The 25,534-nt window shown below is 42.1% G+C and carries 27 protein-coding genes; 25 read left to right on the top strand and 2 right to left on the bottom strand.

Going from position 1 to position 25,534, the window contains the following annotated elements:
• The first annotated feature begins 23 nt into the window (after positions 1-23).
• Entirely contained in the window at positions 24-287 is a 264-nt protein-coding gene (locus ACY8DT_RS04925; protein WP_052254987.1) for a Veg family protein, read from the top strand.
• Between the two features lie 101 nt (positions 288-388).
• Here ACY8DT_RS04925 and isaB read toward each other — a convergent pair whose 3' ends face one another.
• Entirely contained in the window at positions 389-949 is a 561-nt protein-coding gene (gene isaB / locus ACY8DT_RS04920) for an immunodominant staphylococcal antigen IsaB family protein (protein WP_462421812.1), read from the bottom strand.
• 248 nt (positions 950-1,197) lie between these two features.
• On the opposite strand from isaB, the gene ACY8DT_RS04915 reads away from it, so the two are divergent.
• On the top strand, positions 1,198-2,289 hold the full coding sequence (locus tag ACY8DT_RS04915; protein WP_462421811.1) for an LLM class flavin-dependent oxidoreductase: 1,092 nt from the start codon (positions 1,198-1,200) through the stop codon (positions 2,287-2,289).
• Positions 2,290-2,294: 5 nt separating this feature from the next.
• Complete coding sequence (locus ACY8DT_RS04910) at positions 2,295-2,861, top strand: NADPH-dependent FMN reductase (RefSeq protein ID WP_462421810.1); 567 nt, start codon at positions 2,295-2,297, stop codon at positions 2,859-2,861.
• A 69-nt stretch (positions 2,862-2,930) separates the two neighbouring features.
• On the opposite strand, the gene ACY8DT_RS04905 is transcribed toward ACY8DT_RS04910, so the two are convergent.
• Positions 2,931-3,494, bottom strand: a complete 564-nt coding sequence (locus ACY8DT_RS04905; RefSeq protein ID WP_052254984.1) for an NADPH-dependent FMN reductase — start codon at positions 3,492-3,494, stop codon at positions 2,931-2,933.
• A gap of 188 nt (positions 3,495-3,682) precedes the next feature.
• Between ACY8DT_RS04905 and ACY8DT_RS04900 the strand changes: the two genes are divergently transcribed.
• From ACY8DT_RS04900 to cysK, 22 genes are all read left to right on the top strand, one after another.
• Entirely contained in the window at positions 3,683-4,591 is a 909-nt protein-coding gene (locus ACY8DT_RS04900) for a LytTR family DNA-binding domain-containing protein (RefSeq protein WP_462421809.1), read from the top strand.
• A gap of 26 nt (positions 4,592-4,617) precedes the next feature.
• Positions 4,618-5,316 carry a hypothetical protein gene (locus tag ACY8DT_RS04895; RefSeq protein ID WP_462421808.1) on the top strand — a complete coding sequence of 233 codons (699 nt, stop codon included), beginning with the start codon at positions 4,618-4,620 and terminating at the stop codon, positions 5,314-5,316.
• A gap of 206 nt (positions 5,317-5,522) precedes the next feature.
• Positions 5,523-6,362 (top strand): ABC transporter ATP-binding protein, encoded by an 840-nt coding sequence (locus ACY8DT_RS04890; RefSeq protein WP_462421807.1) that lies wholly within the window; start codon positions 5,523-5,525, stop codon positions 6,360-6,362.
• A 1-nt stretch (position 6,363) separates the two neighbouring features.
• Positions 6,364-7,065 carry an ABC transporter permease gene (locus ACY8DT_RS04885; protein WP_462421806.1) on the top strand — a complete coding sequence of 234 codons (702 nt, stop codon included), beginning with the start codon at positions 6,364-6,366 and terminating at the stop codon, positions 7,063-7,065.
• 124 nt (positions 7,066-7,189) lie between these two features.
• Entirely contained in the window at positions 7,190-8,035 is an 846-nt protein-coding gene (gene ispE, locus ACY8DT_RS04880; protein ID WP_462421805.1) for a 4-(cytidine 5'-diphospho)-2-C-methyl-D-erythritol kinase, read from the top strand.
• 62 nt (positions 8,036-8,097) lie between these two features.
• Entirely contained in the window at positions 8,098-8,931 is an 834-nt protein-coding gene (gene purR / locus ACY8DT_RS04875) for a pur operon repressor (RefSeq protein WP_462421804.1), read from the top strand.
• Positions 8,932-8,945: 14 nt separating this feature from the next.
• Positions 8,946-9,320: a RidA family protein gene (locus tag ACY8DT_RS04870; protein ID WP_462421803.1), complete on the top strand. Its 375-nt coding sequence runs from the start codon at positions 8,946-8,948 to the stop codon at positions 9,318-9,320.
• 89 nt (positions 9,321-9,409) lie between these two features.
• Entirely contained in the window at positions 9,410-9,772 is a 363-nt protein-coding gene (gene spoVG / locus ACY8DT_RS04865) for a septation regulator SpoVG (protein WP_462421802.1), read from the top strand.
• Positions 9,773-9,995: 223 nt separating this feature from the next.
• Positions 9,996-11,351: a bifunctional UDP-N-acetylglucosamine diphosphorylase/glucosamine-1-phosphate N-acetyltransferase GlmU gene (gene glmU / locus ACY8DT_RS04860; RefSeq protein WP_462421801.1), complete on the top strand. Its 1,356-nt coding sequence runs from the start codon at positions 9,996-9,998 to the stop codon at positions 11,349-11,351.
• A 17-nt stretch (positions 11,352-11,368) separates the two neighbouring features.
• Positions 11,369-12,337 carry a ribose-phosphate diphosphokinase gene (locus tag ACY8DT_RS04855; protein WP_462421800.1) on the top strand — a complete coding sequence of 323 codons (969 nt, stop codon included), beginning with the start codon at positions 11,369-11,371 and terminating at the stop codon, positions 12,335-12,337.
• A 104-nt stretch (positions 12,338-12,441) separates the two neighbouring features.
• Positions 12,442-13,083, top strand: coding sequence for a 50S ribosomal protein L25/general stress protein Ctc (locus tag ACY8DT_RS04850; RefSeq protein ID WP_462421799.1), 642 nt, complete (start codon positions 12,442-12,444; stop codon positions 13,081-13,083).
• Between the two features lie 61 nt (positions 13,084-13,144).
• Positions 13,145-13,717, top strand: a complete 573-nt coding sequence (pth, locus tag ACY8DT_RS04845; RefSeq protein ID WP_462421798.1) for an aminoacyl-tRNA hydrolase — start codon at positions 13,145-13,147, stop codon at positions 13,715-13,717.
• Positions 13,710-17,180, top strand: a complete 3,471-nt coding sequence (mfd, locus tag ACY8DT_RS04840) for a transcription-repair coupling factor (protein WP_462421797.1) — start codon at positions 13,710-13,712, stop codon at positions 17,178-17,180. Before pth ends, mfd begins: the two co-directional genes overlap by 8 nt.
• Positions 17,180-18,361, top strand: a complete 1,182-nt coding sequence (locus ACY8DT_RS04835) for a MazG nucleotide pyrophosphohydrolase domain-containing protein (RefSeq protein ID WP_462421796.1) — start codon at positions 17,180-17,182, stop codon at positions 18,359-18,361. Before mfd ends, ACY8DT_RS04835 begins: the two co-directional genes overlap by 1 nt.
• The gene (locus ACY8DT_RS04830) at positions 18,348-18,641 is read left to right on the top strand and encodes an RNA-binding S4 domain-containing protein (RefSeq protein WP_462421795.1); all 294 of its coding nucleotides are present in this window, start codon (positions 18,348-18,350) and stop codon (positions 18,639-18,641) included. Before ACY8DT_RS04835 ends, ACY8DT_RS04830 begins: the two co-directional genes overlap by 14 nt.
• Positions 18,642-18,705: 64 nt before the next feature.
• Complete coding sequence (locus tag ACY8DT_RS04825) at positions 18,706-19,107, top strand: FtsB family cell division protein (RefSeq protein WP_462421794.1); 402 nt, start codon at positions 18,706-18,708, stop codon at positions 19,105-19,107.
• 82 nt (positions 19,108-19,189) lie between these two features.
• The gene (locus ACY8DT_RS04820; RefSeq protein WP_052254967.1) at positions 19,190-19,570 is read left to right on the top strand and encodes a S1 domain-containing RNA-binding protein; all 381 of its coding nucleotides are present in this window, start codon (positions 19,190-19,192) and stop codon (positions 19,568-19,570) included.
• 61 nt (positions 19,571-19,631) lie between these two features.
• Positions 19,632-20,912 (top strand): tRNA lysidine(34) synthetase TilS, encoded by a 1,281-nt coding sequence (gene tilS, locus ACY8DT_RS04815; RefSeq protein WP_462421793.1) that lies wholly within the window; start codon positions 19,632-19,634, stop codon positions 20,910-20,912.
• Complete coding sequence (gene hpt, locus ACY8DT_RS04810; RefSeq protein WP_462422224.1) at positions 20,905-21,438, top strand: hypoxanthine phosphoribosyltransferase; 534 nt, start codon at positions 20,905-20,907, stop codon at positions 21,436-21,438. Before tilS ends, hpt begins: the two co-directional genes overlap by 8 nt.
• A gap of 72 nt (positions 21,439-21,510) precedes the next feature.
• Positions 21,511-23,607, top strand: coding sequence for an ATP-dependent zinc metalloprotease FtsH (gene ftsH / locus ACY8DT_RS04805; RefSeq protein ID WP_462421792.1), 2,097 nt, complete (start codon positions 21,511-21,513; stop codon positions 23,605-23,607).
• Positions 23,608-23,658: 51 nt separating this feature from the next.
• Positions 23,659-24,531, top strand: coding sequence for an Hsp33 family molecular chaperone HslO (gene hslO / locus ACY8DT_RS04800; protein WP_462421791.1), 873 nt, complete (start codon positions 23,659-23,661; stop codon positions 24,529-24,531).
• Between the two features lie 68 nt (positions 24,532-24,599).
• On the top strand, positions 24,600-25,529 hold the full coding sequence (gene cysK, locus ACY8DT_RS04795) for a cysteine synthase A (protein ID WP_462421790.1): 930 nt from the start codon (positions 24,600-24,602) through the stop codon (positions 25,527-25,529).
• Positions 25,530-25,534: the final 5 nt, after the last annotated feature.

Raw genomic sequence — 25,534 nt, 5'->3', positions numbered from 1 at the left:
ATAGATTTAGTGAGGTGGGCCAAATGCCAAAATCTTTAGTCGACATCAAAAAGATTCTTGATTGTCAATTAGGTAATCGCGTTATTCTTCGTGCCAATGGAGGCCGTAAGAAGTTAATAGAAAGACATGGTATTCTGAGAGAAACATATCCTTCTATTTTCGTAGTAGAGCTTGATCAAGAAGAACATAATTTTGAAAGAGTGTCATATACATACACTGATGTATTGACATCCAATGTTGAAATGACTTTCGTCAACGAGCAGAGTGAAGCATTTGTAATCCAATAAGAACGGTAACAGCTGGTACAGACTCAGCTAAACATAAAATAAGGTGGAAAATCTTGATTGTAAGATTTTCCACCTTATTTTTTTGCATTTTAATTTTGAAACTATCGGTCTCCGGCACCTTCAGAGTCATGTGCGCCTACTTTTGCAAGGTTGACAGAGCCATCACTGATGCTGAAATTGATCTGCTTTCCATTTTCGAAATAGAAATACATACCGTTTCCTTCACCATCCAAATATGAATTACCCGCAGGTTCTCCATAAACGTCTTCAAGATCATCCGTGGAAATTGTACCTTCATTTACAGGAAACTCAGCCTGTGTCGCTTTGCCGCTCTCATTGACATGCAATGTCTGATCATAAACTTCAATGATTTCATGATGTTCACTGTCTAAGTGAGCATCCGGATCAGCGTCGACTTCATACCCATTCAAAGTAAAATTATTATCTGATAATCCTTTGACGAATGCTTCATCCAGCAAGAATGATGCATCATCCTGATATCCAGTATCTCCATTATATTCATAATAATATTCATTATTTTTAACGTCTTTCTCTGCCATTACTTCTGTTTCTGCGTGTGTTGTCAAATCGGTCGTGTTTACGGCTGTGAATGTTCCAAGAGCAAGTGTTGCTGCAAGTCCTGCCTTTGCCAAACGTTTCATTGTAAAACCACTCCTAATTTTTTGATTTGGCGTTTCTGCAAGCTGGTAGACCAATTTAAACTTTTATTTCGTATGAACAATCCTGATGTAGTAAGGATATTACAACAATAAAAGTCAGAATTCAAGAAATACTGCAACAGACATTTAAAACTGTGCTTTTTTAATTCATACTAAATACATAAACAATATATTAGAAAATAATTGTCAGCATGCGTATACTTAAAGTACTAAAGTTTGGAGAGTGACATATGAAAAGTGAAAATCCTCATGTTATGCCTGAAATCAATCGTTCAAAGGGGATGGAAATCGGTCTTTATTCCCTCGGTGAACATATGCCGAATCCACACACTGGAGAGCTGATTCCCGCAAGCCAGCGTCTGAAGGAAATTGTAGAAGCGGCAAAGATGGCTGAAGATGCAGGCCTCGATGTGTTCCAGGTAGGCGAATCACACCAGGAACATTTCGTATCCCAGGCACATCTTGTCCTGTTGTCTGCAATTGCTCAAGCGACAAGCAAAATAAAAATCTCATCAGGATCAACGATCATCAGTACTTCAGACCCTGTCCGGGTATTTGAAGATGCTTCGACAATCGATCTTTTGTCGGACGGCCGGATGGAAGTCGTCGCAGGAAGAGCCTCCCGGGTTGGCCTTTATGAATTACTAGGTTACAGCTTAAACGACTATGAAGCGTTATTTGAAGAAAAATTCGAGCTGTTTTTAAAAATAAATGAAAATAAGACTATAAACTGGAATGGTGAATTCCGTGCACCTTTAAATGATGCGCAAGTCATACCCCGTCCGGAAAACCAAGAGGAGGGACTGCCGATATGGCGGGCCGTCGGCGGTTCTCTCGCATCTGCCCAGAAGGCGGGAAGAATAGGTATCCCGATGTATCAGGCGCATCTCGGTGGACCGGCTGAAACTTTTAAATCAAGAATCGATCTGTACCGCCAGACAGCTTTTGAAAATGGTTTTAATCCGGATGATCTGCCTGTTGCGACAGCAGGTTTCCTATATATCAGGGAAAATATGATGGATGCCTATAAGGAATATTATCCTCATATCAATGAAGGTATGAAACTGTCCAATGGGCAGGGATTTCCGAAACAGGCATTCGCCCAGGGACAGGACGTAAAGAGTGTCATCAACGTGGGATCTCCGGAACATATTGTGGAAAAGATTCTATATCAGCATGAAATGTTCAATCACGACCGCTATATTGCCCAGATAGATTTTGGCGGTGTGCCCATTGATGATGTTAAAAGAACAATTGATCTATTAGGTGAGAAAGTGGTACCGGAAATTAAGAAATATACAAAACGGACTAAAGGAGAATAGTTGTAATGAATATTTTAGTATTATCAGGCTCAAATGCCGGCAACAAAACACGTATCGCAACAACTTTATTGAAAGAAAAGCTGGAAGCGCAGTACAGTGATGCAACAATCAAATACATTAACTTACAAGATGTAGATCTGCCGTTCAGCGATGGCAGAAATTATCTGGATTACGGCGGTGATGCCACAGAAGTATTGGCGACAATCATAGAATCAGATGTCATTTTTATCGGCAGCCCGATTTTCCAGGCTTCAATGCCGGCAGCGCTGAAAAATATATTCGATCTGCTGCCTCAAAATGCTCTTGAAGGCAAAACAGTCAGCCTGCTCATCACTGCAGGCTCAGATAAACATTTCTTAATTCCGGAATATAACTACAAGCCGATTCTTAGCTATTTAAAAGCGAATATAGTGCCGAGATATGTTTTCGTTCTGGATACGAACTTTATCGACGGTCAGCTTCAGGGAGATGATGTCCACCTGCGTCTTGACAGACTAATAGATGACACGATGGTATTGTCGGAAACATATAAAGAAATCACAGCTAAAAAAGAAGCTCAGTTCGGATTTTAAACAAAAAAGGCCTGCATAAATGAAATCCATTTATGCAGGCTTTATTATATTAGGAATGTTAATCAGAGATTAACGTACTGTTTTAAGAGCTGTTGACCAATTTACTACATCGTTGACCAATGCTTCCATAGTTGCATTGTGGACTTCCTGTGGCGCAAATTTAGTCATTTCTTCAAAGTCTGTGAACAGGCTGAAAGCACCTTGAGGTGAAACGATAGCCATTCTCAAGTTTCCAAGTGTGTTGCGCAGTGCAAGTGAAGCATACATGCCAAGTGTCGAACCGTAGCTTACGATACCTGCTGCTTTGTTGTTCCACTCAGAAGCGATATAGTCGATATGGTCTTTCAGTGATGAAGAGATGTTGTTATTATATTCAGGAGTCACAAAAATGAATCCGTCCAACTCATCTATTTTTTCAGACCATGCAGTAATTTTTTCATTGGAGTACTCTTTATTTGCCATAGCCGGCGGTAATTTTTCGTTGAAACGGTCTAAACCGTACTCTTTAATATCAACGATTTCAAATTGTGCGTCAGTATTCTGCTTCTCAGCAAATTCCTTAACCCACTCTGCAACTGGAACACTTACACGGCCTTCGCGTGTACTACCTACAATAATACCAATTTTAGTCATAAATCTTTCCTCCGAATAACATTATTTTATTTAATTACATAATGTAACTAACTGTATCTTCATATTACAATATATCTTTGAAAATTAAAAGGGATAAAGTCTCGAAATCTAAATGAATGCGTTTTCTACTAAAAGTGTGATTTTAAGAGAGATTATCATTATAATAATAGTGTAAAGGGGGCGTCCAAATGGAGATTAATGTCAGCGGAATTATCGATAGAGACAGTGCCGACCAAATTCATTTTAAAGAAGGCGAAGTAGAAGCGATTCAGATGTCTTTTGAATATTTAAAAAAACTGGAAGCGATGATTGATAAAAGTGAAGTGGGTATCGTAAAATCTAAAATGCCTGTTTTTAAACGCCACAACATTAAAGACTATATCCGCTTTTACAGCGGCTGGTATAATAGGAAGACGAACTCAGATGATCTATTGATGCAGTACAGGCTGGAAGACGTAAGCAGTCTCCCGCTCGGCAAAGCAAATGATGAAACCATCCAGAGGCTCAGTTTCATACATGGACTGCTCAGTGACCAAAACTACATAATATTCATAGAACCGTTTTACGGGACAACAAAGGATAATATCCATCTGTTTCATAAGCTCATCAGCCATCTGAAGGAGCAGAAAAAAGGGGTCGTTGTTGCTGTGACCAGGACAGAAGATGCATTCCTTGTCCAGCCTGATATCACACGACTGACTCAGCATGGCTTGCAAAAAGTGGAAACGGAAGAAAGTCCTGAAGAAGAGAATGAGAATAAAATCAGCAAAATAAAAGTTAAAGCGGATGACAAAACATTATTTGTCAATATAAGTGATATAGAATATTTGGAAAGCAATGAAGGGAAAGTGTTCATAAATATTTCCCGGGAAAAGTTTGTTATGGAGTCCACCTTGCAGGAAGCGGAAAAGAAGCTCGGCAGTCATGGATTTTACAGATGCCACCGGTCTTATATAGTGAACCTGCACAAAGTGAAAGAGATCATTACATGGTCCAAAAATACGTATTCAGTCGTCATCAGCAATCCGGAAGAATCAAAAATCCCTTTATCCAGGACCAAATACAATGAAATCCAGGAACATCTGATTACATTATAGAAGCAAATACAAAATGAGGTTGATTTATGGGACATAAAATAATGGCGATATTCAAATTGAGCGCCAAAGAGATGGTTATGAATATGTCGATGCTCACAAGCCTGCTGCTGCCGATTCTCATGGCGCTGATGTTTCAGAGAATCGATGAAGAGGTTGGGGAATCGATACCTTTCATAGTCATCTTTACGATGGTGGGTATCACCTTTGCTTCAGCGACCAGCAGTATCATAATAAGCATGCTGGCAGAAGATAATGAACAGGGAGCTTTAGATTATGTGATTACGGATAAAAAAAGCATGACAGCCAACATTATTGGCAGAGGGATTCTGTTATTCGCTGTCACTTCTTTAATCATGATATTCAATTTAATTCTGATGGATAGTCTGATGATGATGAATTTTGTTGATATCATTGCTTTGATTATTTTATGGATGATATTTTATTTTTTGTCGGCTGCGTTCGGAATGATATCAAAGACATTGGCCTCTTCATCACTTTTTATAATTATCATGCTCTTTATATTTGCAATGGCACCATATATCGAACTGATAGTCACAGATCAGGATAATATTTTCCGCCGATTTTTTGAGCTGACTCCGTTATATCAGAATTTATTTATCAGGGAAGGTATGATTGTTCAGCCGTTTATCATATTAATCACATGGACGATTCTCAGTGTTGTCTTCTTTTTAATAGTCTTCAATAAAAAGGTGAAATCGCTGTAACAGTTTGGAATATGATTGGTACATCCCAAGGTACAACTCGGCTATGTATAGTACAATTTAGCCTGTACACCCTTTACTTAAAGGGATTTCGACACAATTGAATATCCCGTAACCACAACTCACCGTGATTATATCGCGGTGTTTTTATTTTGCGTGTAATCTTGAATTAACAACAAAATCAACCGAAAAACATGGAGGGAATTCAAATGATACATGTAAATGAATTGAAAAAGACATTTGGTGCGGAGCATGCGCTGAAAGGAATCAATTTTGAAGTGGCGAAAGGAGAAGTGTTCGGGTTGCTCGGGCCGAGTGGATCAGGGAAAACGACAACGATAAAACTTTTAACTGGTGAATTTAAATCGTCCGGCGGCAGTTTGGAAGTGAATGGGACTTCGGACAAGCACTTTGGAAAGACTTCATATGTTAAAAATTTGGGTATCCTATCTGATAAAACTTCATTATATGACAGATTGACGGTCAGCGATAACCTGGAACTTTACAGAAAATTATACGATGCGCCTAAAAATGTGGTGGATGAAGTGCTCGGGAAAGTCGGTCTATTGGAAGAGAAGGGCAAAAGAGTTTCCAAACTTTCCAAAGGGATGAAACAGCGCGTGATGCTGTGTAAAGCAGTACTCCATAAACCGGATGTGCTGTTCCTGGATGAACCGACCAGTGCGCTTGACCCGACAACAACAGAAAAAATTCATGAAATGCTGGAAGATCTAAAAGATGAAGGTACGACAATCATGCTGACGACCCACAATATGGACGAGGCGACGAGATTGTGTGACAGAGTCGCTTTCCTGTATGAGGGTGTCATTAAAGAAACCGGCTCGCCGGAAGAATTGAGGCACAGGTATAAAAAGAATGATGTGCATCTGACTTATGAAGACGGCGGTGTCAGAACGGTAGGACGCGATTTGGAAAATCAGGATTTCTTAAAAGAAGCACTGTTTGATACAAGTGTCATTGATATCCGGACGGATTTTCCGACACTGGGTGAAGTATTCAAAAAAGTAACCGGAAAGGAGCTTGTCTAATATGAACATGGCAAGAGTGGCGGCAATATTTGAAAAAGACTTCAAGGAATTCATGAGGAATATGATGTTGTTTACGTCGGTACTGATTCCGATTGTGATATCAGCATTCTTTGGCAGAATGGAGGCTGGAACAGACGGTGTACCGAATGAAATGGTCATTATAATCGTCGGCGTCGTTTTTACTGCTGTAACATTCAGTTCGATGATGACGATGATGGCAGAAGAGAATGAAAAGGACACACTGAGAGGATTGCTGCAGTCACCGGCAACGATTATAGATATTATCGCAGGCAAAAGCTCTGTCATTACTTTAATGACAATAATATCACTGGTCGCATCCATTATGCTGATCGAAACCACCGGCTTTTGGTCAGTTGAAAATATTGGTGGATTGATTTTGCTGGGCATATTCTTTTTAAATCTTGGCATCGGCGTCGGACTGCTGGTCAAGAGTGTCGCAACGACTTCGGTATATTTAATCCCGATCATGTTCATATTCGGCTTCACGCCGTATATTGAATTTCTGGTCACTGACGAAACCCATATTGCGAGACAGATTGCAGAATATCTTCCGCTTTATCAAAACTTGTATATTTTAAACGGTGACGGCGGCGCAGCGGAGTTTTTAATACTGCTCGCCTGGGTCGCTGTAAGTTTTATGATTGTGTTATGGGCATTAAATAAAAGAAAATCAGATGACTGATCAACATCAGGCTGGACGGTGTAAAACACACCGCTGTCCAGCCTTTTATTATACAGAATCTCCATATACATATTGGATTATGTTAAAATAGACAAAAATAAAAGGACAAAATGGAGATAGTATTATGCATTATGAAACAGCTCCGGCTAAAATCAATTTAACACTGGATACCCTTTTCAAAAGAGATGATAATTTTCATGAAGTCAGCATGGTGATGACGACAGTGGATCTGAACGATCAATTATCATTTGAAAAGCGTACGGACAATAAAATAACGATAGAGACTGAAAACCAGTATTTACCAAATGATAGAAAAAATCTTGCTTATCAGGCCGCGGCTTTAATGATGAAAACTTATCGTATAAAAACCGGGGTCAATATTGTGATTGAGAAAAATATACCTATTGCAGCGGGACTCGCGGGCGGCTCCAGCGATGCGGCTGCGACATTCAGAGGCATGAATGAGCTGTACGGACTCGGCCGTTCTCTTGAGGAGCTGGCGGATCTCAGCGCAGAGCTGGGGTCGGATATCCCGTTCTGCGTCTTTGGGAGAACGGCACTTTGCACAGGCAGAGGTGAAACGATAGAGCTGTTGCCGAAACCGGCGAATGCATGGGTGATTCTGGCAAAACCTTCGGTTGGTGTATCGACGAAAGTCATATATTCTCGCCTGCAGCCGGGGAAGCATGAGCCTGCTTCAGGAAAAGTGGTTGAAGCGGCTGTCGAAGGCGACTATAACGGTGTGGTGAATCACATGAAGAATGATCTGGAAGAAGTGACGATTGAACATTATCCGGAAGTTAAGAAACTGATCGAGAATATGGAAGCTTCAGGGGCGGATAAGGCAATGATGAGCGGCAGCGGCCCGACAGTGTTCGGTCTCGTTCAAAAGGAACGTCAGGCGATACATCTGTACAACTCCATGCGCGGCTGCTGTGACGAAGTCTACCGTGTAAGACTGCTGGGTTAATTGGCTGAAGGCGAACGTTTGTGATAAAATCGTACTTAATAATACGGAACTGGAGAGTTATAATGAAATACAAACGCAGTGAACGTCTAGTATTCATGACGCAATATTTAGTTTCACATCCAAACGAGCTTATCCCGCTGACTTATTTTGTAGATCAGTTCAATCAGGCGAAATCTTCAATCAGTGAAGATATCCGCATTATAAAGCATGTATTTGAAGATGATGGCATCGGAACAATAAGAACGACGGCCGGTGCAGGCGGAGGGATCACCTACCATCCTGAAATCAGCACTGGACGTGCGATAGAAATCGTATCGAATTTCAAGGACATTCTGGAGACGAACAACCGGCTGCTCCCCGGCGGCTATTTATACATGTCCGATATTATGGGCAACCCGTCATTGATGAATGATATCGGTGAACTGATTGCGACGATGTATAAGGATGAAGAGATAGATGCAGTCGTCACCATTGCAACAAAAGGTATATCACTCGCAAATGCAGTTGCAAGAAAGCTGAATGCCCCGGTCGCAATTATCAGGAAAGACAACAAGGTTACGGAAGGGTCGACTGTTTCCGTGAACTATGTTTCGGGATCAACCCGTAAGATTGAAACGATGGTGTTATCGAAACGTACATTAAAAGAAGGTTCGCGCGTGCTTGTGGTCGACGATTTCCTGCGCGCAGGCGGCTCAATTTCCGGCGTGATGAATCTTATGGAAGAATTCAGTGCGGAGATCGTCGGTGTCAGTGTACTGGTGGAAGCAAAAGAGGTTGCCAACAGGAAGTTCAAAGATTATACATCGGTATTGAAAGTATCGAATATAGATGAATACAACCAGTCCTTTGCAGTAGAAGAAGGAAACTGTATACAGTATATTGAAAGTAACAACTAAAAGGAGTGTCAGTTATGAAACCAATCAATTCAGAAAAAGCACCGGAAGCATTAGGGCCATACAGCCATGGCGTAAAAGTGGGCAGTCTGTTCTTCTCATCAGGCCAGATTCCTCTTACGAAAGAAGGAGAAATCATTTCCGAAGACGTTAAAGAGCAGACCGATCAGGTGATGAAAAACGTAGGATATGTACTCGAAGCAGCAGGAATGAACTTTGACAATATAGTAAAAACGACGATTTTCATATCTGATATGGGTAACTTCCCGCATATCAACGAGGTTTATGGTTCTTATTTTACGGGTAAATTACCAGCAAGGTCATGTGTGGAAGTCAGTCGTCTACCTAAAGATGTTCAGGTAGAAATTGAAGTTGTTGCATCGGAAGAATAAGATGGAAACGCAATAACCAATTTAATATGATTAGACTGCAGCAGTAACACATTTGATCCAACAATATCAACTTATTGGGGGAACTGAATATGAAAATTACAGATGTCAGGCTGCGTAAAGTTAATAATCAGGATACAAGAATGAAAGCGTTAGTGTCGATTACATTTGAAGGTTCTTTTGTCATTCATGACTTGAGAGTCATTGAAGGTAACAATGGACTTTTCGTAGCTATGCCGAGCAAGAGAACTCCGGACGGTGAATTCAGGGATATAGCACATCCGATCAATTCAGAGATGAGACAGCATGTACAGGAAGAAATCATGAAAGTCTATGATGAAACTGAAGATGTCGCGGAGGCAGAGAAAGCAGACAGCAGCGGAGAAGATGAAAAATCAGAAATGGAAACCGACGAGGAACCGGCACAAGAAGACGATGATGACCAGAACGTATAAAACTAGGAATCGAGTATGAAATCTGCCCATAGATTTTATACTCTTTTTATTTTGGGAAGATCATGCATCAGTGTAAAAATGAGGTCACAGAATTAAAATCATAAGTATTCATTGTGGAAGATTGGATTGCTCCTGTGAATTGTTTTACAATCTCCTAATGTTCGTCTTGAAAGTAATTATAGAGTAAAATATAATTGATGTATCGAATAATTGGAGGGTAACTATGCAAACTAGAGCGATAATCTTAGCTGCTGGCAAAGGTACACGCATGAAATCAAAAAAGGCGAAAGTTTTACATGAGTTATGTGGACTGCCGATGATTCAGCATGTCATCAATAATGTTAAAGAGGCCGGATTTGATGAAGTTTATACCATCATTGGTCCGGACAGTGACGAAGTCAGTGATTATTTAGGTGACAGTGTTAAAAAAACAGTTCAAAGAGAACGACTCGGCACTGCACATGCAGTGAATCAGCTCAGAGATCTGCTGGCTGATGAAGAGGGAGACACTTTGGTAATCTGCGGCGATACACCGCTTATCTCATCCCATACGATTCGAAATCTGCTCGATTTTCATAATGAGAGGAAATCTTTGGCAACGATCCTTTCTGCAGAAGCTGATGTTCCGACCGGCTATGGCAGAATTGTCAGGAATTATGACGGTTCGGTAAAAAGGATTGTTGAAGAGAAAGATGCGACTTCTGAAATCAGGGAGCTGCATGAAATCAGTACCGGTACATTCATCTTTGACAATAAAACACTATTTAAAGCTTTGGACAAGGTCACAAATGATAACGCTCAAAATGAATATTATCTGCCTGAAGCGGTCAATATACTTTTCAGGGAACATAAGTTGATCGATGCTTATGAAACAATGGAATTTGAAGAGACGTTAGGCATCAATGACAGAGTTGCCCTCAGTCAGGCAGAAGAATTGCTGCGTGAACAGATCAATGTCAGTCATATGCAGAATGGTGTGACGCTTATCGATCCTAAAACTACTTATATTGATGCCAATGTAAAAATTGGCATGGATACTATAATTCATCCGGGCACAGTGCTCAGCGGCAGCACGATCATCGGTGAAAATGTTACAATAACCACTTCATCCCATATCACTGATTCAGAGATAATGGATGATGCTGTTATAAAACAGTCTGTCATTACCGGTTCCAAAGTCGGCAGAGGCACGAATGTGGGGCCTTTTGCCCAGTTGAGACCGGGGACCACACTTGGTGAACAAGTTAAAATCGGCAACTTTGTCGAAGTTAAGAAATCCGAGCTTGAAAATGAGGCAAAAGTTTCTCATTTAAGTTATATTGGAGATGCGTATATTGGTGCCCGTGCCAATATCGGATGCGGATCAATAACAGTGAATTATGATGGTAAAAACAAATATAAGACGGAAGTCGGCAAGGACTCATTCATCGGATGCAACTCCAATCTGGTTGCTCCTGTTAAAATTGGTGCACGGTCATTTGTTGCAGCAGGATCCACTGTAACAGACGAAGTACCTGAAGACAGTCTGGCAATTGCAAGAAACAGACAGACGACAAAAGAAGGCTATTATAAAAACTAAAATAATGGAGGCAAATCATGTCAGCTACTCACGTAACTAATTCCAACTTAAGACTTTTTTCTTTGAACGGTAACGAACCGCTTGCAGAGGAGATTTCCAATCATATCGGTATTCCACTGGGTAAATGTGAAGTCAACCGTTTCTCGGACGAGGAAGTATCAATCAGTATTGAAGAAAGTGTGCGGGGGTGTGATGTTTTCGTTATTCAGCCGACGTCCCAGCCTGTAAATGAACATTTGATGGAATTGCTCATCATGGTGGACGCACTGAAACGTGCATCTGCCAAAACAATCAACCTGGTCATCCCTTACTATGGTTACGCGAGACAGGACCGTAAAAGCCGTTCACGTGAACCGATCACGGCTAAATTAGTGGCGAACCTTCTGGAAACGGCAGGTGCCAACAGAGTGATTTCACTGGATTTGCACGCCCCTCAAATACAAGGTTTCTTTGATATTCCAATCGACCATTTAATGGGCGTTCCTTTATTAAGTGATTATTTCTCAGAAAAAGAAGATCTGGACTTTGAAGAAGTGGTCGTCGTGTCCCCTGACCATGGCGGTGTAACCCGTGCACGTAAAATGGCGGACCGTCTTAAGACACCAATCGCCATCATTGATAAAAGACGACCTAAACCGAATGTTGCAGAAGTCATGAACATCGTCGGTGAAATTGATGGTAAAACGGCAATCATCATCGATGATATCATCGATACCGGCGGTACAATAAAACTGGCAGCACAGGCGCTCGTGGATAAAGGGGCAAAAGAAGTCTATGCATGCTGTACACACCCTGTATTATCAGGACCTGCAATTGAAAGAATTGAAAGTTCAATTATAAAAGAACTGGTAGTTACCAATTCCATTCAGCTGGCTGAAGATAAGAAGATTGATAAAATCAAGGAACTCTCGGTGGGAGCGCTGATTGCACAGGCGATCGTACGTGTCTACAAAGAAGAGTCGGTAAGCACTTTATTTGATAATTAAAAGTTTCTTTTACAAACAAGCGGGTAATATGTTATTATTATTTGTGCTATGTGTTAAATTGGACATAATACATTGTCTGTTATATGAAAGGTGGAATTATTACCATGGCAAAATTGGCCTCGGCAAATAGAGAAACAAAAACTCGTTCAGCGATAAACAAGCTGCGTAATACTGGTCAAGTACCAGCAGTCGTTTATGGCTATCAAGTTGAAAACACAGCAGTTGCAGTTGATGAAGTTGAATTCATCAAATTGATCCGCGAAGTGGGTCGTAACGGTGTAATCGATTTGGAGCTTGACGGTAAAGAGACGAAAGTGATGGTGTATGATTACCAGTTTGATTCACTTAAAAATCAGATCACACACATCGATTTCGTTGCAATCAACATGAAAACTGAAGTTACAGTGGATGTTACGATTGAAATCACTGGTGAAGCGAAAGGGACGGACGAAGGCGGCATCGTAGAGCAGCCTATCTTTGAAGTAGAAGTAACTGCAACACCGGATAACATTCCTGAATCGTTGGAACTGGATGTTACTGAACTTGAAATCGGAGATACTTTATATGTATCCGACGTTGAAATTACAGGTAACTTCACTATCGAAAACGAAGAAGATGAAGCACTTGTTACAGTTGTTCCTCCACAAAAAGAGGAAGAGCCTGATGAGGATGCAGAAGGCGAAGAGTCTGAAGAGGGCGAAGAGTCAGCTGAAGCTCCTGAAGGATCAGAAGAAGACGAAGAGTAATAATTTGAACAATTGGCGGTGGGCAACCATCGCCTTTTTTAGCGTTATATGAGGTGAGAAGATGAAGTGTATCATTGGACTTGGAAATCCAGGGAAAAAATATGAACAGACACGTCATAACGTTGGGTTCATGGTTATTGACAAACTTGGAGAAGAATTGGACATTGAAGTTACAGACCGGAAGTTCAAATGTGACTATGGCATCGGCATTCATAACGGTCAAAAAGTCATGCTGGTAAAACCGCAGACTTTTATGAACTTATCCGGGGAAGGCGTACGTCCTCTGGTCGACTATTATAATATAGAGCTGGAAAATATCATTGTCCTGTATGATGATCTGGACCTGCCGCTCGGTAAATTGAGATTGAGGGGCAAAGGCACCGGCGGCGGGCACAACGGCATGAAATCGTTGAATCAGCATCTTGGCAGTGAAAAATATAAACGCATCCGTATCGGCATCGACCGGCCTGATACAGGGATGACAGTGGTTAAATATGTGCTCAGTAAGTTTAAAAAAGATGAGCAGCCTTTACTTGGAAAAGTGATCGACAGAACGAGTGAAGCTTCTTCAAGCTTTATCAATGAGCCATTCGAAGAAGTGATGACTCAGTTTAATGGTGATGTGGATGGATGATAAGATACTTAGACGGATCCAGAAGGATGAACGATTTTTAGAAGTGGCAAAACACGATAAAAAAGAAAACCTTCTGGTGACCGGTGTGAATGAGGACTTCAAGGCGACTCTTTTATCACAGCTTTATGAAATGAATAAAAGACCTTATGTCGTATTTGTACAAAATAATCATCAGATGGAAAAGCTCGCATCTGTTCTGATGGATCTTATGGAAGACAATGTCTATACGTTCCCGGTCGGTGACATAATGATTGAGAACCATTCAAAGCAGAGTCCGGACTTTATAAAATCGCGGATGACGGCAGGCTACGCTCTAGCACATAATGTGCCAGGGCTATTTATCGTGCCTGTACATGCGCTTATGAAGCCTTTGATGCCGAAAGATAAGCTGTTGGAATATCAACAGGCGTTTGCAATCGGCGGCACGGTGAATTATGAGGCGCTTATCGGGGATTTGGTGAGTCTCGGGTACAAACGGATGACGAAAGCGCAGAATGTCGGCGAATTTGCCGTACGCGGCGATATTTTTGATATATATACATCAGATGCCCTCTACCGTATGGAGCTGTTTGACGATGAGATAGATTCACTCAGGATCATCGACCCTGAATCACAGCGCTCGATGGAAAACATTGAAACTTTCACATTGAATCCGTATGCCGAATATATACTGGATGAGGATGACAGAGCAGCACTCCTCGATAAAATCGAGGGGCTCTATGAAGAGTCGTCAAATATGGCGGACGAGACAACGAAAGAGAATCTGGATGAACATTATGCCGAAGTGACGCACCCTGACCTTACATTCGAACATCTCGTCCAATACAGTCATCTTCTTCATGAGAAGGGCAATTCACTCATTGACTACATCACCGATGCTCATCATGTACTCATCGATGAAGTGACGAATATCACTTCTGCATATGAAACGGAATTTGAAGCAGTAAGTGAATTTTACAGTTCGATGGTTGAAGCCGGCAAAATGTTTAAAGGCGGGGGAAATTATCTTGAAGGTCAATTGGACCGGTTGATCTCTCTGCAGGGCAGCACCTATTTCACATTGTTCACGAAGAGCATGCCGGTGGAAATCGGCAAAATCGTTAAGATATCAGTCCGTCCGACGGAAATCTATTACGGTCAGTATGATATTCTCGCATCCAACCTGAACAGGATGATACAAGATGAATACTTGATCAATATCATTTTAAGGAATGAAGAGGAACTGCAGAAGACGAAGCAGCTTCTTGAAGACCTGAATATCACAAGCTACATCCATACTATCCCGGTTGACAGCGGGATTGTACTGACGACAGGCGAAATGCCTAAAGGTTTTATTCTGCCATTTATGAAAGTGGCGATGCTTACTTCGAAAGAGCTCTATAATAAGACGGCGAAGCGCAAGCAGCGCCGTCAAAAACTGTCGAATGCCGAAAAGATCAAATCATACCAGGATTTGAACGTTGGAGATTATGTCGTCCATGTGCATCATGGTGTCGGCCGTTATCTGGGTATTGAAACGATGGAAATCAGCGGCATTCATAATGACTATATGAAGCTGCAGTATAAAGGGACCGACCAGCTGTATATTCCTGTAGATCAGATGGACCTCGTCCAAAAGTTCGTATCGAATGAAGACAGCACACCGAAAATGCATAAGCTCGGCGGTACAGAATGGAAGAAGACGAAGGCCAGGGTGGAGGCGAGCGTCAATGAAATCGCCGATGAGCTGATGAAGCTGTATCAGGAACGTGCACAGGCGCAGGGTTTCAAGTACGGTCCGGATACAGATATGCAGCAATCATTCGAGGAAAGGTTCCCGTATGAACCGACACCTGACCAGATTGCTTCCGTCAATGAAATTAAAAATGATATGGAAGAAATAAAGCCGATGGACCGCCTGTTGTGCGGAGATGTCGGCTACGGTAAGACGGAAGTCGCGATAAGGGCAGCTTTCAAAGCTGTACAGGATAATAAGCAGGTTGCATTTTTAGTGCCGACGACAATTCTTGCCGCCCAGCATTTTGAAAGTCTTATCGAGAGAATTGAAGATTATCCCATCAATGTCGAAGTGATGAGCCGTTTCAGAACGGCTGCACAAAATAAGAAGACGCGGGAAGGTCTTAAAGAAGGCACAGTGGACATCGTAGTCGGCACACATAAAATATTGAGTAAAGACGTTGAATTTAAAGATCTGGGGTTATTGATCGTCGATGAAGAACAGCGTTTCGGTGTCCGTCATAAAGAGCGCATCAAGCAGTTGAAAACCAATGTGGACGTGCTGACATTGACAGCCACTCCGATTCCGAGAACGCTGCATATGAGCCTGTCGGGGGTGAGAGATCTATCTGTCATTGAAACGCCGCCTGAAAACAGGTTCCCTGTACAGACTTATGTGCTGGAATTTAACGGCAACTTTGTGCGTGAAGCCATTGAACGTGAGCTTGCCCGTGACGGTCAGGTGTTTTATCTGCACAACAGGGTAGATACGATCTATCAGAAGAAAGCGCATATCGAATCGCTTGTTCCGGATGCGGCGGTGGGTGTCATGCATGCCAAGATGACTGAGAAGGAAGTGGAGGAGACGATGCTTGCCTTCGTCAATAATGAGTTTGATGTGATTGTGACGACCACCATCATCGAAACAGGTGTTGATGTGCCGAATGCCAACACATTAATCATTGAAGATGCTGACCGGTTCGGACTCAGCCAGCTTTACCAGCTGCGCGGACGTGTCGGCCGGAGCAACAGGATCAGTTATGCCTACCTGTTCCATCAGCCGAATAAAGTACTGACTGAAGTCGCAGAGAAGAGGCTCGAAGCGATCAAGGAATATACGGAACTCGGCAGCGGTTTTAAAATCGCGATGCGCGACCTGAATATACGAGGGGCAGGAAATCTGCTCGGTAAACACCAGTCCGGCTTTATCGATTCGGTCGGGTATGAACTGTACTCGGAAATGCTGGAATCTGCGGTAAAGGAAAAGCAGGGCATCAAAGAAGAAGAGCAGCCGGTGAACATTCCGATAGACATCACTTTGGATGCTTATATTCCGGGAACATACATTACGCATGAGCAGTCCAAAATAGATATTTATAAACGTCTTAGAAGCGCAGATTCCATAGAAACTGTTGCAGATATCGAGGATGAGCTAATCGACCGTTTTGGAGAGTATCCGGAAGAAGTCGACAATCTGATACAACTTGTCCGTGTGAAAGTATATGCATTGATGTATGGCATATACCAGGTGAAAGAAGACGGACGCAGGATCCATCTGCATGTTTCGAAGACGGCGACCGGACAGGTTGATGGTGAAAAACTGTTCATGGATACAAGTGAATACGGAAGAATGATACAGGTGGCAGTCGAGGACGGCGAGCTGAAAATCACTGTGGCCACTAAAGATATAAAGAAACTGGTCAGCATCATGGAAGATATTCAAGACAGTCGAATGGAGGTTGCCTGATGAATACAATTAATATTATCGGACTGGGAAGCTCAGATATAGACAGCATGCCTCTAGGCATATATAAAAGGATCAAATCGTCTGGGAATTTATTTTTGCGGACAGAAGACCACCCGGTCATCAGTACATTGAAAGAAGAAGGGTTGAACTGGAAGGCTTTTGACGAAGTTTATGAAAGCAATGAAACTTTTGAATCGACCTATGAAGAGATATGCCGCCGGCTGATTGAAGCAGTACAGTCGTCTGATGTGGACTATGTTGTGCCGGGGCACCCTTTATTTTATGAAACGACAACGGAGATTTTAATGGAAAGTGCAGGAAGCGGCGGCTACCGGGTGAATATAGTCGGTGGACAGAGTTTCATAGATGCAGTCATCAGTGCTGTGGAAGTGCCGGTCAATGAAGGTTTCCAACTGCTGGATGCTTCAACTTTAAGGCTGGAAGACCTCTCTCATAAGAAACACACCATCATTACCCAGGTTTATGACCAGCTCAGCTTAAGCGAAGTCAAACTGACGCTGCTCGATTATTATCCGGCTGAAATGAATGTCAAAATCGTTACTGCTGCAGGCGGCAGCGACGAAATGGTCTATGAAACGCCGCTGTATGAACTGGACCATATGCAGATGAGGAGCAACCTGATGGCACTGTTCATACCTGAAATGGAGCTTGAAACGCAGAATAACAGATCGATATATCATATGATGGAGCTCTTTGATACGCTTGTCAGTGAGGATGGCTGCCCGTGGGATAAAAAGCAGACTCATGAATCACTTGAGAAGTATCTGATCGAAGAAGCCTATGAAGTCATTGAAGCAATTGAACGGCAGGATGATGAAGCGATTGTGGAAGAGCTGGGTGACATTCTGCTCCAGGTGGCACTTCATTCAGCAATAGGCAATAAGGACGGCTACTTCAACTTCCTTGATGTACTTTCAAGCATGAACGAAAAAGTCGTCAGACGTCATCCTCACGTATTCTCAGATGTGGTAGTTGAAGGTATGGAAGATCTCGACCGCGTGTGGGAGCAGGCTAAAAAGGCCGAAGGAAAACCAGAAAAGATAAAATATGAAAAAGAGTATGGGGATAAAGTTCTGGGATGGATGAAGAATACAATTCATAATCAGGATTCTTTATCTGAGCAGGTGGAAGAGAAAGGTGATAATAATGAGACTCGATAAATATTTGAAAGTGTCACGTATTATAAAAAGGCGTACGCTTGCAAAAGAAGTAAGTGACGAAGGGCGTGTGAAGATTAATGACAGTACCGCAAAGGCAGGAACGATTCTCAATGTCGGGGATATCATCGAAATCAGGTTCGGGAACAAGATCGTGACTTTCGAAGTCCTGATGCTGGGTGCACACGCCAAAAAGGAAGAAGCGGAAAGAATGTATAAAATCATAAGTGAAGAAAGACTCGAGAAAAATGAAAATCAAGATGAAATAGATGAATTTATATAGAAATCTGTGTGGAAATGGTGTATTTTAGGAGTGAGGGTTAACGTAAAAGAATGGATGTGGTGCTGTGAATAAAAAAGTTGTTAAATTACTCAACAGCTACACGAAGAAAAAAGAAACCGAGAAAAAAGTATTAAGTAATGAAAGTCGTGTGAGCAGAAAACGGACATTGCTTGTCGGCAGCATCATGCTGCTTATTGCTGGCATTCTGCTTGTCATTGCACTGCATCAAAATCATCAGAACTCCTATTTAGAAGAAGAAGTGGCTGTCAATGAAGAGCGGCTTGAGAATAAAATTACCGAAGCGGAAGATTTAGAGCAGAAAATAAATCAGCTTAATGATGATGACTATATTATGCGTATCGCGCGCAGTGAATTTTTCTTGTCGGAAGAAGGTGAAATTGTTTTCAACCTGTCCGATGGTAATAATGACGAACCTGTTACGGAAGACAGCGGGTCTGGGGAATAATCATTACATATGTAATGATTATTTTTCATTTTTATAGTATTATAAATAGAGATAACAGTAATTGGGAGGATATTATATAAACATGTCAGTTGAAGTGGGCAGTAAAATCATAGGGAAAGTCACAGGTATTAAACATTTTGGTGCTTTTGTTGAATTACCGGAAAGAAAGAACGGACTCGTACACATCAGTGAAGTGGCAGATCAATATGTAGAAGATATCAATGATCATCTGAGCATTGGCCAGGAGGTAGAGGTTAAAGTACTGTCTGTCGGTGATGATGGCAAAATAAGCCTGTCGATTAAAAAGGCGAAAGAACAAAAGCCGAAACCAAGACCACGTAAAGAACCATCACCAGAAGATTTCGAGAAGAAACTATCGTCTTTCCTTAAAGATAGTGAAGATCGACTTTCCACGATAAAGAGACAAGCAGAATCTCGTCGCGGTGGACGCGGACGCAGATAAAAAATTAAGGCGATTCTTGTAATCGTCTTATTTTATTTTAAAATACAAGTTGGAGACTGAGATGTTAAAAGGCAGACTTAAACTCGCAAATGTAAAATGGCAGAAATCAGATACTGTGGCACTCGCGATTTCAGGCGGTATAGACTCGATGGTTCTTTACCATCAGTTAACGCATGAATACAGCGGTACTTACCGGGAACTTATTCTATTGCATGTCAATCACGGTGTCCGTAGAGAGTCAGAACAAGAAGAGCAGTATATAGGACAGCTTGGAGAATCGAATGATCATTTAGTAGAAGTGAAGCACCTCTCCATGGGAGATGGTTTTTCCCAGGGACAGGCACGGGAAATGCGCTACCGTTTTTTTGCGGACAGATGCAAAATCCATGGTGTAGATGTGCTGCTCACCGCACATCATAAAGATGATCATTTTGAAACGATTCTGCATCAGCTTCTGACGAACAGACATCTGAATCAGAGTCTCGGTATAGAAGAAGACAATGTCATCAACGGTATGAAAGTTGCGAGACCTCTTCTTACGCTGTTGAAAGAAGACATCAGGCATTACCAGCAGCGTTATGATGTACACTATTTTGAAGATGCCACAAATGAAGAAGATGATTACACAAGGAATTACATCAGACATCATATTGCCGGAAATATTAAAAAGAATGAAAATCTCCATGAAGAAAGTCTTTCGCGGGTTGCAAGTGATTTTGATGAATTGAAACAGCTTGCGGATATTGAAGCATCGAAGTTTTTAAACGGTTGTTCGGACGGTGTGATTTCCAGACGTGCATTTAAGACACAGACACATATCATCAAGGTGTTCATACTTCAGAGATGGCTGAAAGGCCGGGGTGTGTCGCCGAGTCGCATATTCATCGAAGAAACAATCAATGTAATACAAAGTGAACTGTCTCAAAGTGACCTTGCCATTGGAAATAAATTGATCAAATTGAGATATGATGATGTATATATTGATAATACATACGAAAATAATGTAAAATCGACAGATAAGAGTTTTTTAATTGATCGCAGTGGGCGGTATTTTTTTAACAGTTATAAACTGGATGTGGATCTTCCTGATGATATCTTCCCTTTGATGGTCAGAGCTAAGTCAGACGGTGATGTGATACGTCTTCCGAATCTTGGAACGAAAAAGATATCGAGGGTTTTCATCGATGAAAAAGTTCCTTTTGAGGAACGTCTGAAAATACCTTTAATTATAAATGGGAATGATGAAGTTATTGCACTCGGAACAATATATAATATAATGAAACCACGAGAAAATTATAAAGGCTTAAATATTTCAAAGGAGAAAAGTCATGAGTTTGAATAATGATATTAGTGAAGTGGTCTTATCGGAAGAAGATATCGACCGGATTGTTACAGATCTTGGCGATACAATAAGAAAAGATTATGAAGGTAAGACGCCTATTCTAGTCGGTCTGTTAAAAGGATCGGTCCTGTTTATGGGTGATCTGATCAAAAAGATCGATGCACATCTGGAAATCGATTTTATGGATGTATCCAGCTATGTGGGGACGAAATCCACAGGGGAAGTCCAGATATTAAAAGATTTATCAGGTTCGGTCGATGGCAGGCACATTTTGATAGTGGAAGACATCATAGAGACAGGAACCACTTTGAACTCAATCATCAATCTGATAAAATCCCGCAATGCCGCATCAATTGAAATTGTCACTTTACTGGATAAACCGGTAAACAGGAAGCTGCATGTGGATGTTAAATACATAGGAACTGAAATTCCTGATGGTTTCGTTGTCGGCTACGGATTGGATTTCGATGAGAGATACAGGAACCTGCCTTATATCGGGTTATTGAAACCGGAACACTATTCGTAAACATATCAGTGGAACTTGATGAATAAATTATGATATTATCTCTTTTAGTGTATTAGAAATGGAGGAGTATGAATGCCGAAGAATACAGGCCGTAACATGATACTAATCTTAGTATTAGTAGTCATCATGTTTGGTATATTTTCACAGTTTAATGGTTCTTCTGAACTAGAAGAAGAACTTCAATATAATGAATTCATTGAAGAATTAGAAGCTGGCAATGTTGAAGAATTGAACATTAAGCCGGACAGAAATGTTTACTTAATCGAAGGTCGCTTGAGCGGACAGGAAGAGCAGGAGTCGTTTACTTCAGTGATTCCATACAACAGTACAAGTGACTTGGACAGTATTTTAGACACAGCACGTGCTCAGGATGGTTTGAACTTTGCAGTCCAGCCTGCAGATGAGCAAAGTCCTTGGACTACAATGTTATTTACATTCATACCGTTACTGATTATCCTGTTCCTGTTCTTATTCTTAATGAGTCAGGCACAAGGCGGCGGCGGTGGCGGCGGCAAAATGATGAACTTTGGCAAGTCTAAAGCCAAGCTTTATGACCAGAATAAGAAAAAAGTTCGTTTTGATGATGTTGCCGGTGCGGATGAAGAAAAGCAGGAGTTGATTGAAGTTGTCGACTTCCTGAAAGATCACCGTCGTTTTGACAGGATCGGCGCCCGTATTCCTAAAGGTGTTCTATTGGTTGGGCCTCCAGGTACAGGTAAGACATTGATTGCAAGAGCCGTAGCAGGGGAAGCCGGCGTTCCATTCTTCTCAATCAGTGGTTCCGACTTCGTTGAGATGTTCGTCGGTGTCGGTGCGTCACGTGTACGTGACCTGTTCGAAAACGCCAAAAAGAACGCACCTTGTATCATCTTCATAGATGAGATTGATGCTGTAGGACGTCAACGTGGTGCCGGAGTAGGTGGTGGACATGATGAGCGTGAACAGACATTGAACCAGCTGCTCGTAGAAATGGATGGTTTCGGTGAAAACGAAGGTATCATCATGATTGCTGCAACGAACAGACCGGATATCCTTGACCCTGCATTACTGCGTCCAGGACGTTTCGACAGACAGATACAAGTTGGCAGACCGGATGTCAGAGGCCGTGAAGCTGTACTTAAAGTACACGCACGAAACAAGCCGCTCGATGATACTGTCGACTTGAAAGCAATTGCCCAACGTACCCCGGGCTTCACCGGAGCGGACCTTGAGAACCTGCTCAATGAAGCAGCCCTGGTTGCGGCAAGACATAACAAGACGAAGATTGATATGCGTGATGTTGATGAAGCGACGGACAGAGTGATTGCAGGGCCTGCGAAGAAGAGCAAGATCATTTCTGAGAAAGAAAGAAATATCGTTGCATTCCACGAAGCTGGGCATACTGTAATCGGAATGGTGCTTGATGATGCGGATATGGTGCACAAAGTGACCATAGTTCCACGCGGACAGGCAGGCGGTTATGCCGTTATGCTGCCGCGTGAAGACCGTTACTTTATGACGAAACCTGAACTTGAAGATAAGATTGTCGGTTTGCTTGGTGGACGCGTTTCCGAAGAAATCAATTTCGGTGAAGTTTCCACAGGTGCCCACAATGACTTCCAGCGTTCGACAAGCATTGCGCGTAAAATGGTTACAGAATATGGCATGAGTGATAAACTCGGACCGTTGCAGTTCGGCGAGTCGAACGGCCAGGTATTCCTTGGCAAAGATATGCAGTCAGATCAAAATTACTCAGATAAGATTGCATATGAAATCGACCAGGAAATGCAGAATATTGTTAAGACTCAATATGAGCGCTGCCGTCAAATTCTGACTGATCATAAAGAACAGCTGGTATTGATTGCAGAAACACTCCTTGAAGTAGAGACATTGGATCGCGAACAGATCGAAGGTCTATTCTACAATGGCAAGTTACCTGAGAGAAATTTCGAGGACCATACAGCAGATGATTCTGAAGAGGAAAAAGTCGGCAAATCATACGATGAAGTAAAGAAAGAAGTCGATGATAAAGACAGATCTCAGGACGGTGAAGACCGTGCAGATGATAACCGCGAACTTGAAGAGCATCCGGACATGGCCGGCGAACCGGAAGAGCGGGAAGATAACGCACGTGTCGATCAACAAAAGAGACGTGAAGAAGACTGGGAAAATAATAATCGAAGAGATTAATCAATTTAAAAGTCGCCGCAAGGCGACTTTTAATGATTCAGGAGGATAAAAATGAGTGATTATTTAGTTAGAGGCCTTGGTTTGAATGATGAAATCCGCATATTGGCAGTGGATACGACAGAAACTATAAATGAGGCTGTCAGCCGCCATGGAGCATACCCGACAGCAGCTGCGGCGCTTGGGCGTTCAATGACAGCAGCTGTACTCATGGGTGCAATGCTTAAGAACGAAGAGAAAGTGACTACGACTATCGAAGGCGGAGGGCCGATTGGAGCTATTGTCACTGACAGTGACGCGAAAGGTCACGTCAGAGGCTATCTCGGCAACCCTCAAGTTCACTTTGAGCTGAATGACGCAGGAAAGCTGGATGTCAGAAGAGCAGTTGGTACTGACGGTTACTTGAGAGTCGTCAAAGACATCGGATTAAAAGAACATTTTACAGGTTCTACGGAAATTGTATCGGGTGAAATAGGAGAAGATTTTGCTTACTATTTCTATACGAGTGAACAGGTGCCTTCCATCGTCGGTCTTGGTGTACTGGTGAACCCTGACAATACTGTTAAAGCTTCAGGGGGGTTCATCATTCAGGTGCTGCCTGGTGCAAGTGAGGAAACATTTGAATTCCTCGATGAAATAACAAAAGAAATGACACCTGTTTCACAGCAGATCGACAATGGACTAAGCCCCCGTGAGATTATAGATGCTGCGATTGGGGAAAAGAACTGGAGAGAGCTGAGTGAAATGCCGGTATCCTTCGAATGTAATTGTTCGAAAGAGCGTTTCATAAATGCGATATCAGCTCTGGACCCGGCGGAAATCATGTCCATGATCAAAGAAGATGGCGGGGCGGAAGCCGACTGTCATTTCTGCCGCAATAAAGTATGGATTGATGCCGAAGAATTGAAAGAACTGATCACGCACTAATATTGATAAGGGATCATTTTCATGCTATATTATTCATATCAGTATACTAGGAAAAGGGAGTGCTTATTTTGAGCAAAGTTTACAATAACATTTCAGAGACGATCGGCAACACACCTCTAGTAAAATTAAACAGCCTTACTGACGAAAATAGCGCAGACGTATATGTGAAATTGGAATTTATGAATCCCGGAAGTTCCGTCAAAGACAGAATTGCTTTAGCAATGATAGAAGCAGCTGAAAAAGCAGGGGAAATTACAAAAGATACGATGATTGTTGAACCGACAAGCGGTAATACAGGTATCGGCCTTGCCATGGTGGCAGCGAGCAAAGGTTATAAGACAACTCTGGTGATGCCTGATACGATGAGTAAAGAGCGACGCAACCTGCTTCGTGCGTATGGTGCAGAGCTTGTACTGACGCCTGGTGCGGACGGTATGAAAGGTGCGATTAAAAAAGCAGGTGAACTTGCTGAAAAAGAAAACTATTTCATGCCGCAGCAGTTTGAAAACATGGCGAACCCTGAAATTCATGAGAAAACAACCGGCGTAGAGCTGGTCAACCAGATGGAAGGTTTATCAATTGACGGCTTCGTTTCCGGTATCGGTACCGGCGGTACTGTGACAGGTGCAGGCAAAGTGTTGAAAGAACATCATCCGAATGTGAAAATTTATGCTGTTGAACCGACAGATTCTGCAATTTTAAGCGGTAAGGAACCAGGTCCGCATAAAATTCAAGGTATCGGCGCTGGATTTGTTCCAAAAACTTTAAATACGGAAATCTATGATGAAGTTTCTGTTGTTTCAAATGATGAGGCGATGGAAGTCGGACGTGAACTGGCAGCCAAAGAGGGAATCCTTGGCGGGATTTCATCAGGTGCAGCAGTTAAAGCGGGTCTCGACGCTGCCAAAGAACTCGGCAAAGGTAAAAACGTCATTGTAATTCTGCCGTCTAACGGTGAAAGATATTTATCAACAGCACTATTTAACTTTGATGAATAGATCAT

This window comes from Salinicoccus sp. Marseille-QA3875, assembly GCF_054950095.1.
This window is presented reverse-complemented; position numbering and strand designations above follow the sequence as displayed.

Bases quoted from the DNA above. Each gene is read 5' to 3' on its own strand.
- ACY8DT_RS04915 (WP_462421811.1), top strand. From the start codon at position 1,198: ATGAAAAGTGAAAATCCTCATGTTATGCCTGAAATCAATCGTTCAAAG.
- ACY8DT_RS04820 (WP_052254967.1), top strand. From the start codon at position 19,190: ATGTCAGTTGAAGTGGGCAGTAAAATCATAGGGAAAGTCACAGGTATT.
- ACY8DT_RS04855 (WP_462421800.1), top strand. From the start codon at position 11,369: ATGTCAGCTACTCACGTAACTAATTCCAACTTAAGACTTTTTTCTTTG.
- ACY8DT_RS04890 (WP_462421807.1), top strand. From the start codon at position 5,523: ATGATACATGTAAATGAATTGAAAAAGACATTTGGTGCGGAGCATGCG.
- ACY8DT_RS04925 (WP_052254987.1), top strand. From the start codon at position 24: ATGCCAAAATCTTTAGTCGACATCAAAAAGATTCTTGATTGTCAATTA.
- hslO (WP_462421791.1), top strand. From the start codon at position 23,659: ATGAGTGATTATTTAGTTAGAGGCCTTGGTTTGAATGATGAAATCCGC.
- spoVG (WP_462421802.1), top strand. From the start codon at position 9,410: ATGAAAATTACAGATGTCAGGCTGCGTAAAGTTAATAATCAGGATACA.
- ACY8DT_RS04900 (WP_462421809.1), top strand. From the start codon at position 3,683: ATGGAGATTAATGTCAGCGGAATTATCGATAGAGACAGTGCCGACCAA.
- isaB (WP_462421812.1), bottom strand. From the start codon at position 949: ATGAAACGTTTGGCAAAGGCAGGACTTGCAGCAACACTTGCTCTTGGA.
- ACY8DT_RS04910 (WP_462421810.1), top strand. From the start codon at position 2,295: ATGAATATTTTAGTATTATCAGGCTCAAATGCCGGCAACAAAACACGT.
- ACY8DT_RS04905 (WP_052254984.1), bottom strand. From the start codon at position 3,494: ATGACTAAAATTGGTATTATTGTAGGTAGTACACGCGAAGGCCGTGTA.
- ACY8DT_RS04830 (WP_462421795.1), top strand. From the start codon at position 18,348: ATGAGACTCGATAAATATTTGAAAGTGTCACGTATTATAAAAAGGCGT.
- purR (WP_462421804.1), top strand. From the start codon at position 8,098: ATGAAATACAAACGCAGTGAACGTCTAGTATTCATGACGCAATATTTA.
- ACY8DT_RS04870 (WP_462421803.1), top strand. From the start codon at position 8,946: ATGAAACCAATCAATTCAGAAAAAGCACCGGAAGCATTAGGGCCATAC.
- ACY8DT_RS04835 (WP_462421796.1), top strand. From the start codon at position 17,180: ATGAATACAATTAATATTATCGGACTGGGAAGCTCAGATATAGACAGC.
- mfd (WP_462421797.1), top strand. From the start codon at position 13,710: ATGGATGATAAGATACTTAGACGGATCCAGAAGGATGAACGATTTTTA.
- pth (WP_462421798.1), top strand. From the start codon at position 13,145: ATGAAGTGTATCATTGGACTTGGAAATCCAGGGAAAAAATATGAACAG.
- glmU (WP_462421801.1), top strand. From the start codon at position 9,996: ATGCAAACTAGAGCGATAATCTTAGCTGCTGGCAAAGGTACACGCATG.
- ftsH (WP_462421792.1), top strand. From the start codon at position 21,511: ATGCCGAAGAATACAGGCCGTAACATGATACTAATCTTAGTATTAGTA.
- ACY8DT_RS04895 (WP_462421808.1), top strand. From the start codon at position 4,618: ATGGGACATAAAATAATGGCGATATTCAAATTGAGCGCCAAAGAGATG.
- ACY8DT_RS04885 (WP_462421806.1), top strand. From the start codon at position 6,364: ATGAACATGGCAAGAGTGGCGGCAATATTTGAAAAAGACTTCAAGGAA.
- ACY8DT_RS04850 (WP_462421799.1), top strand. From the start codon at position 12,442: ATGGCAAAATTGGCCTCGGCAAATAGAGAAACAAAAACTCGTTCAGCG.
- ispE (WP_462421805.1), top strand. From the start codon at position 7,190: ATGCATTATGAAACAGCTCCGGCTAAAATCAATTTAACACTGGATACC.
- tilS (WP_462421793.1), top strand. From the start codon at position 19,632: ATGTTAAAAGGCAGACTTAAACTCGCAAATGTAAAATGGCAGAAATCA.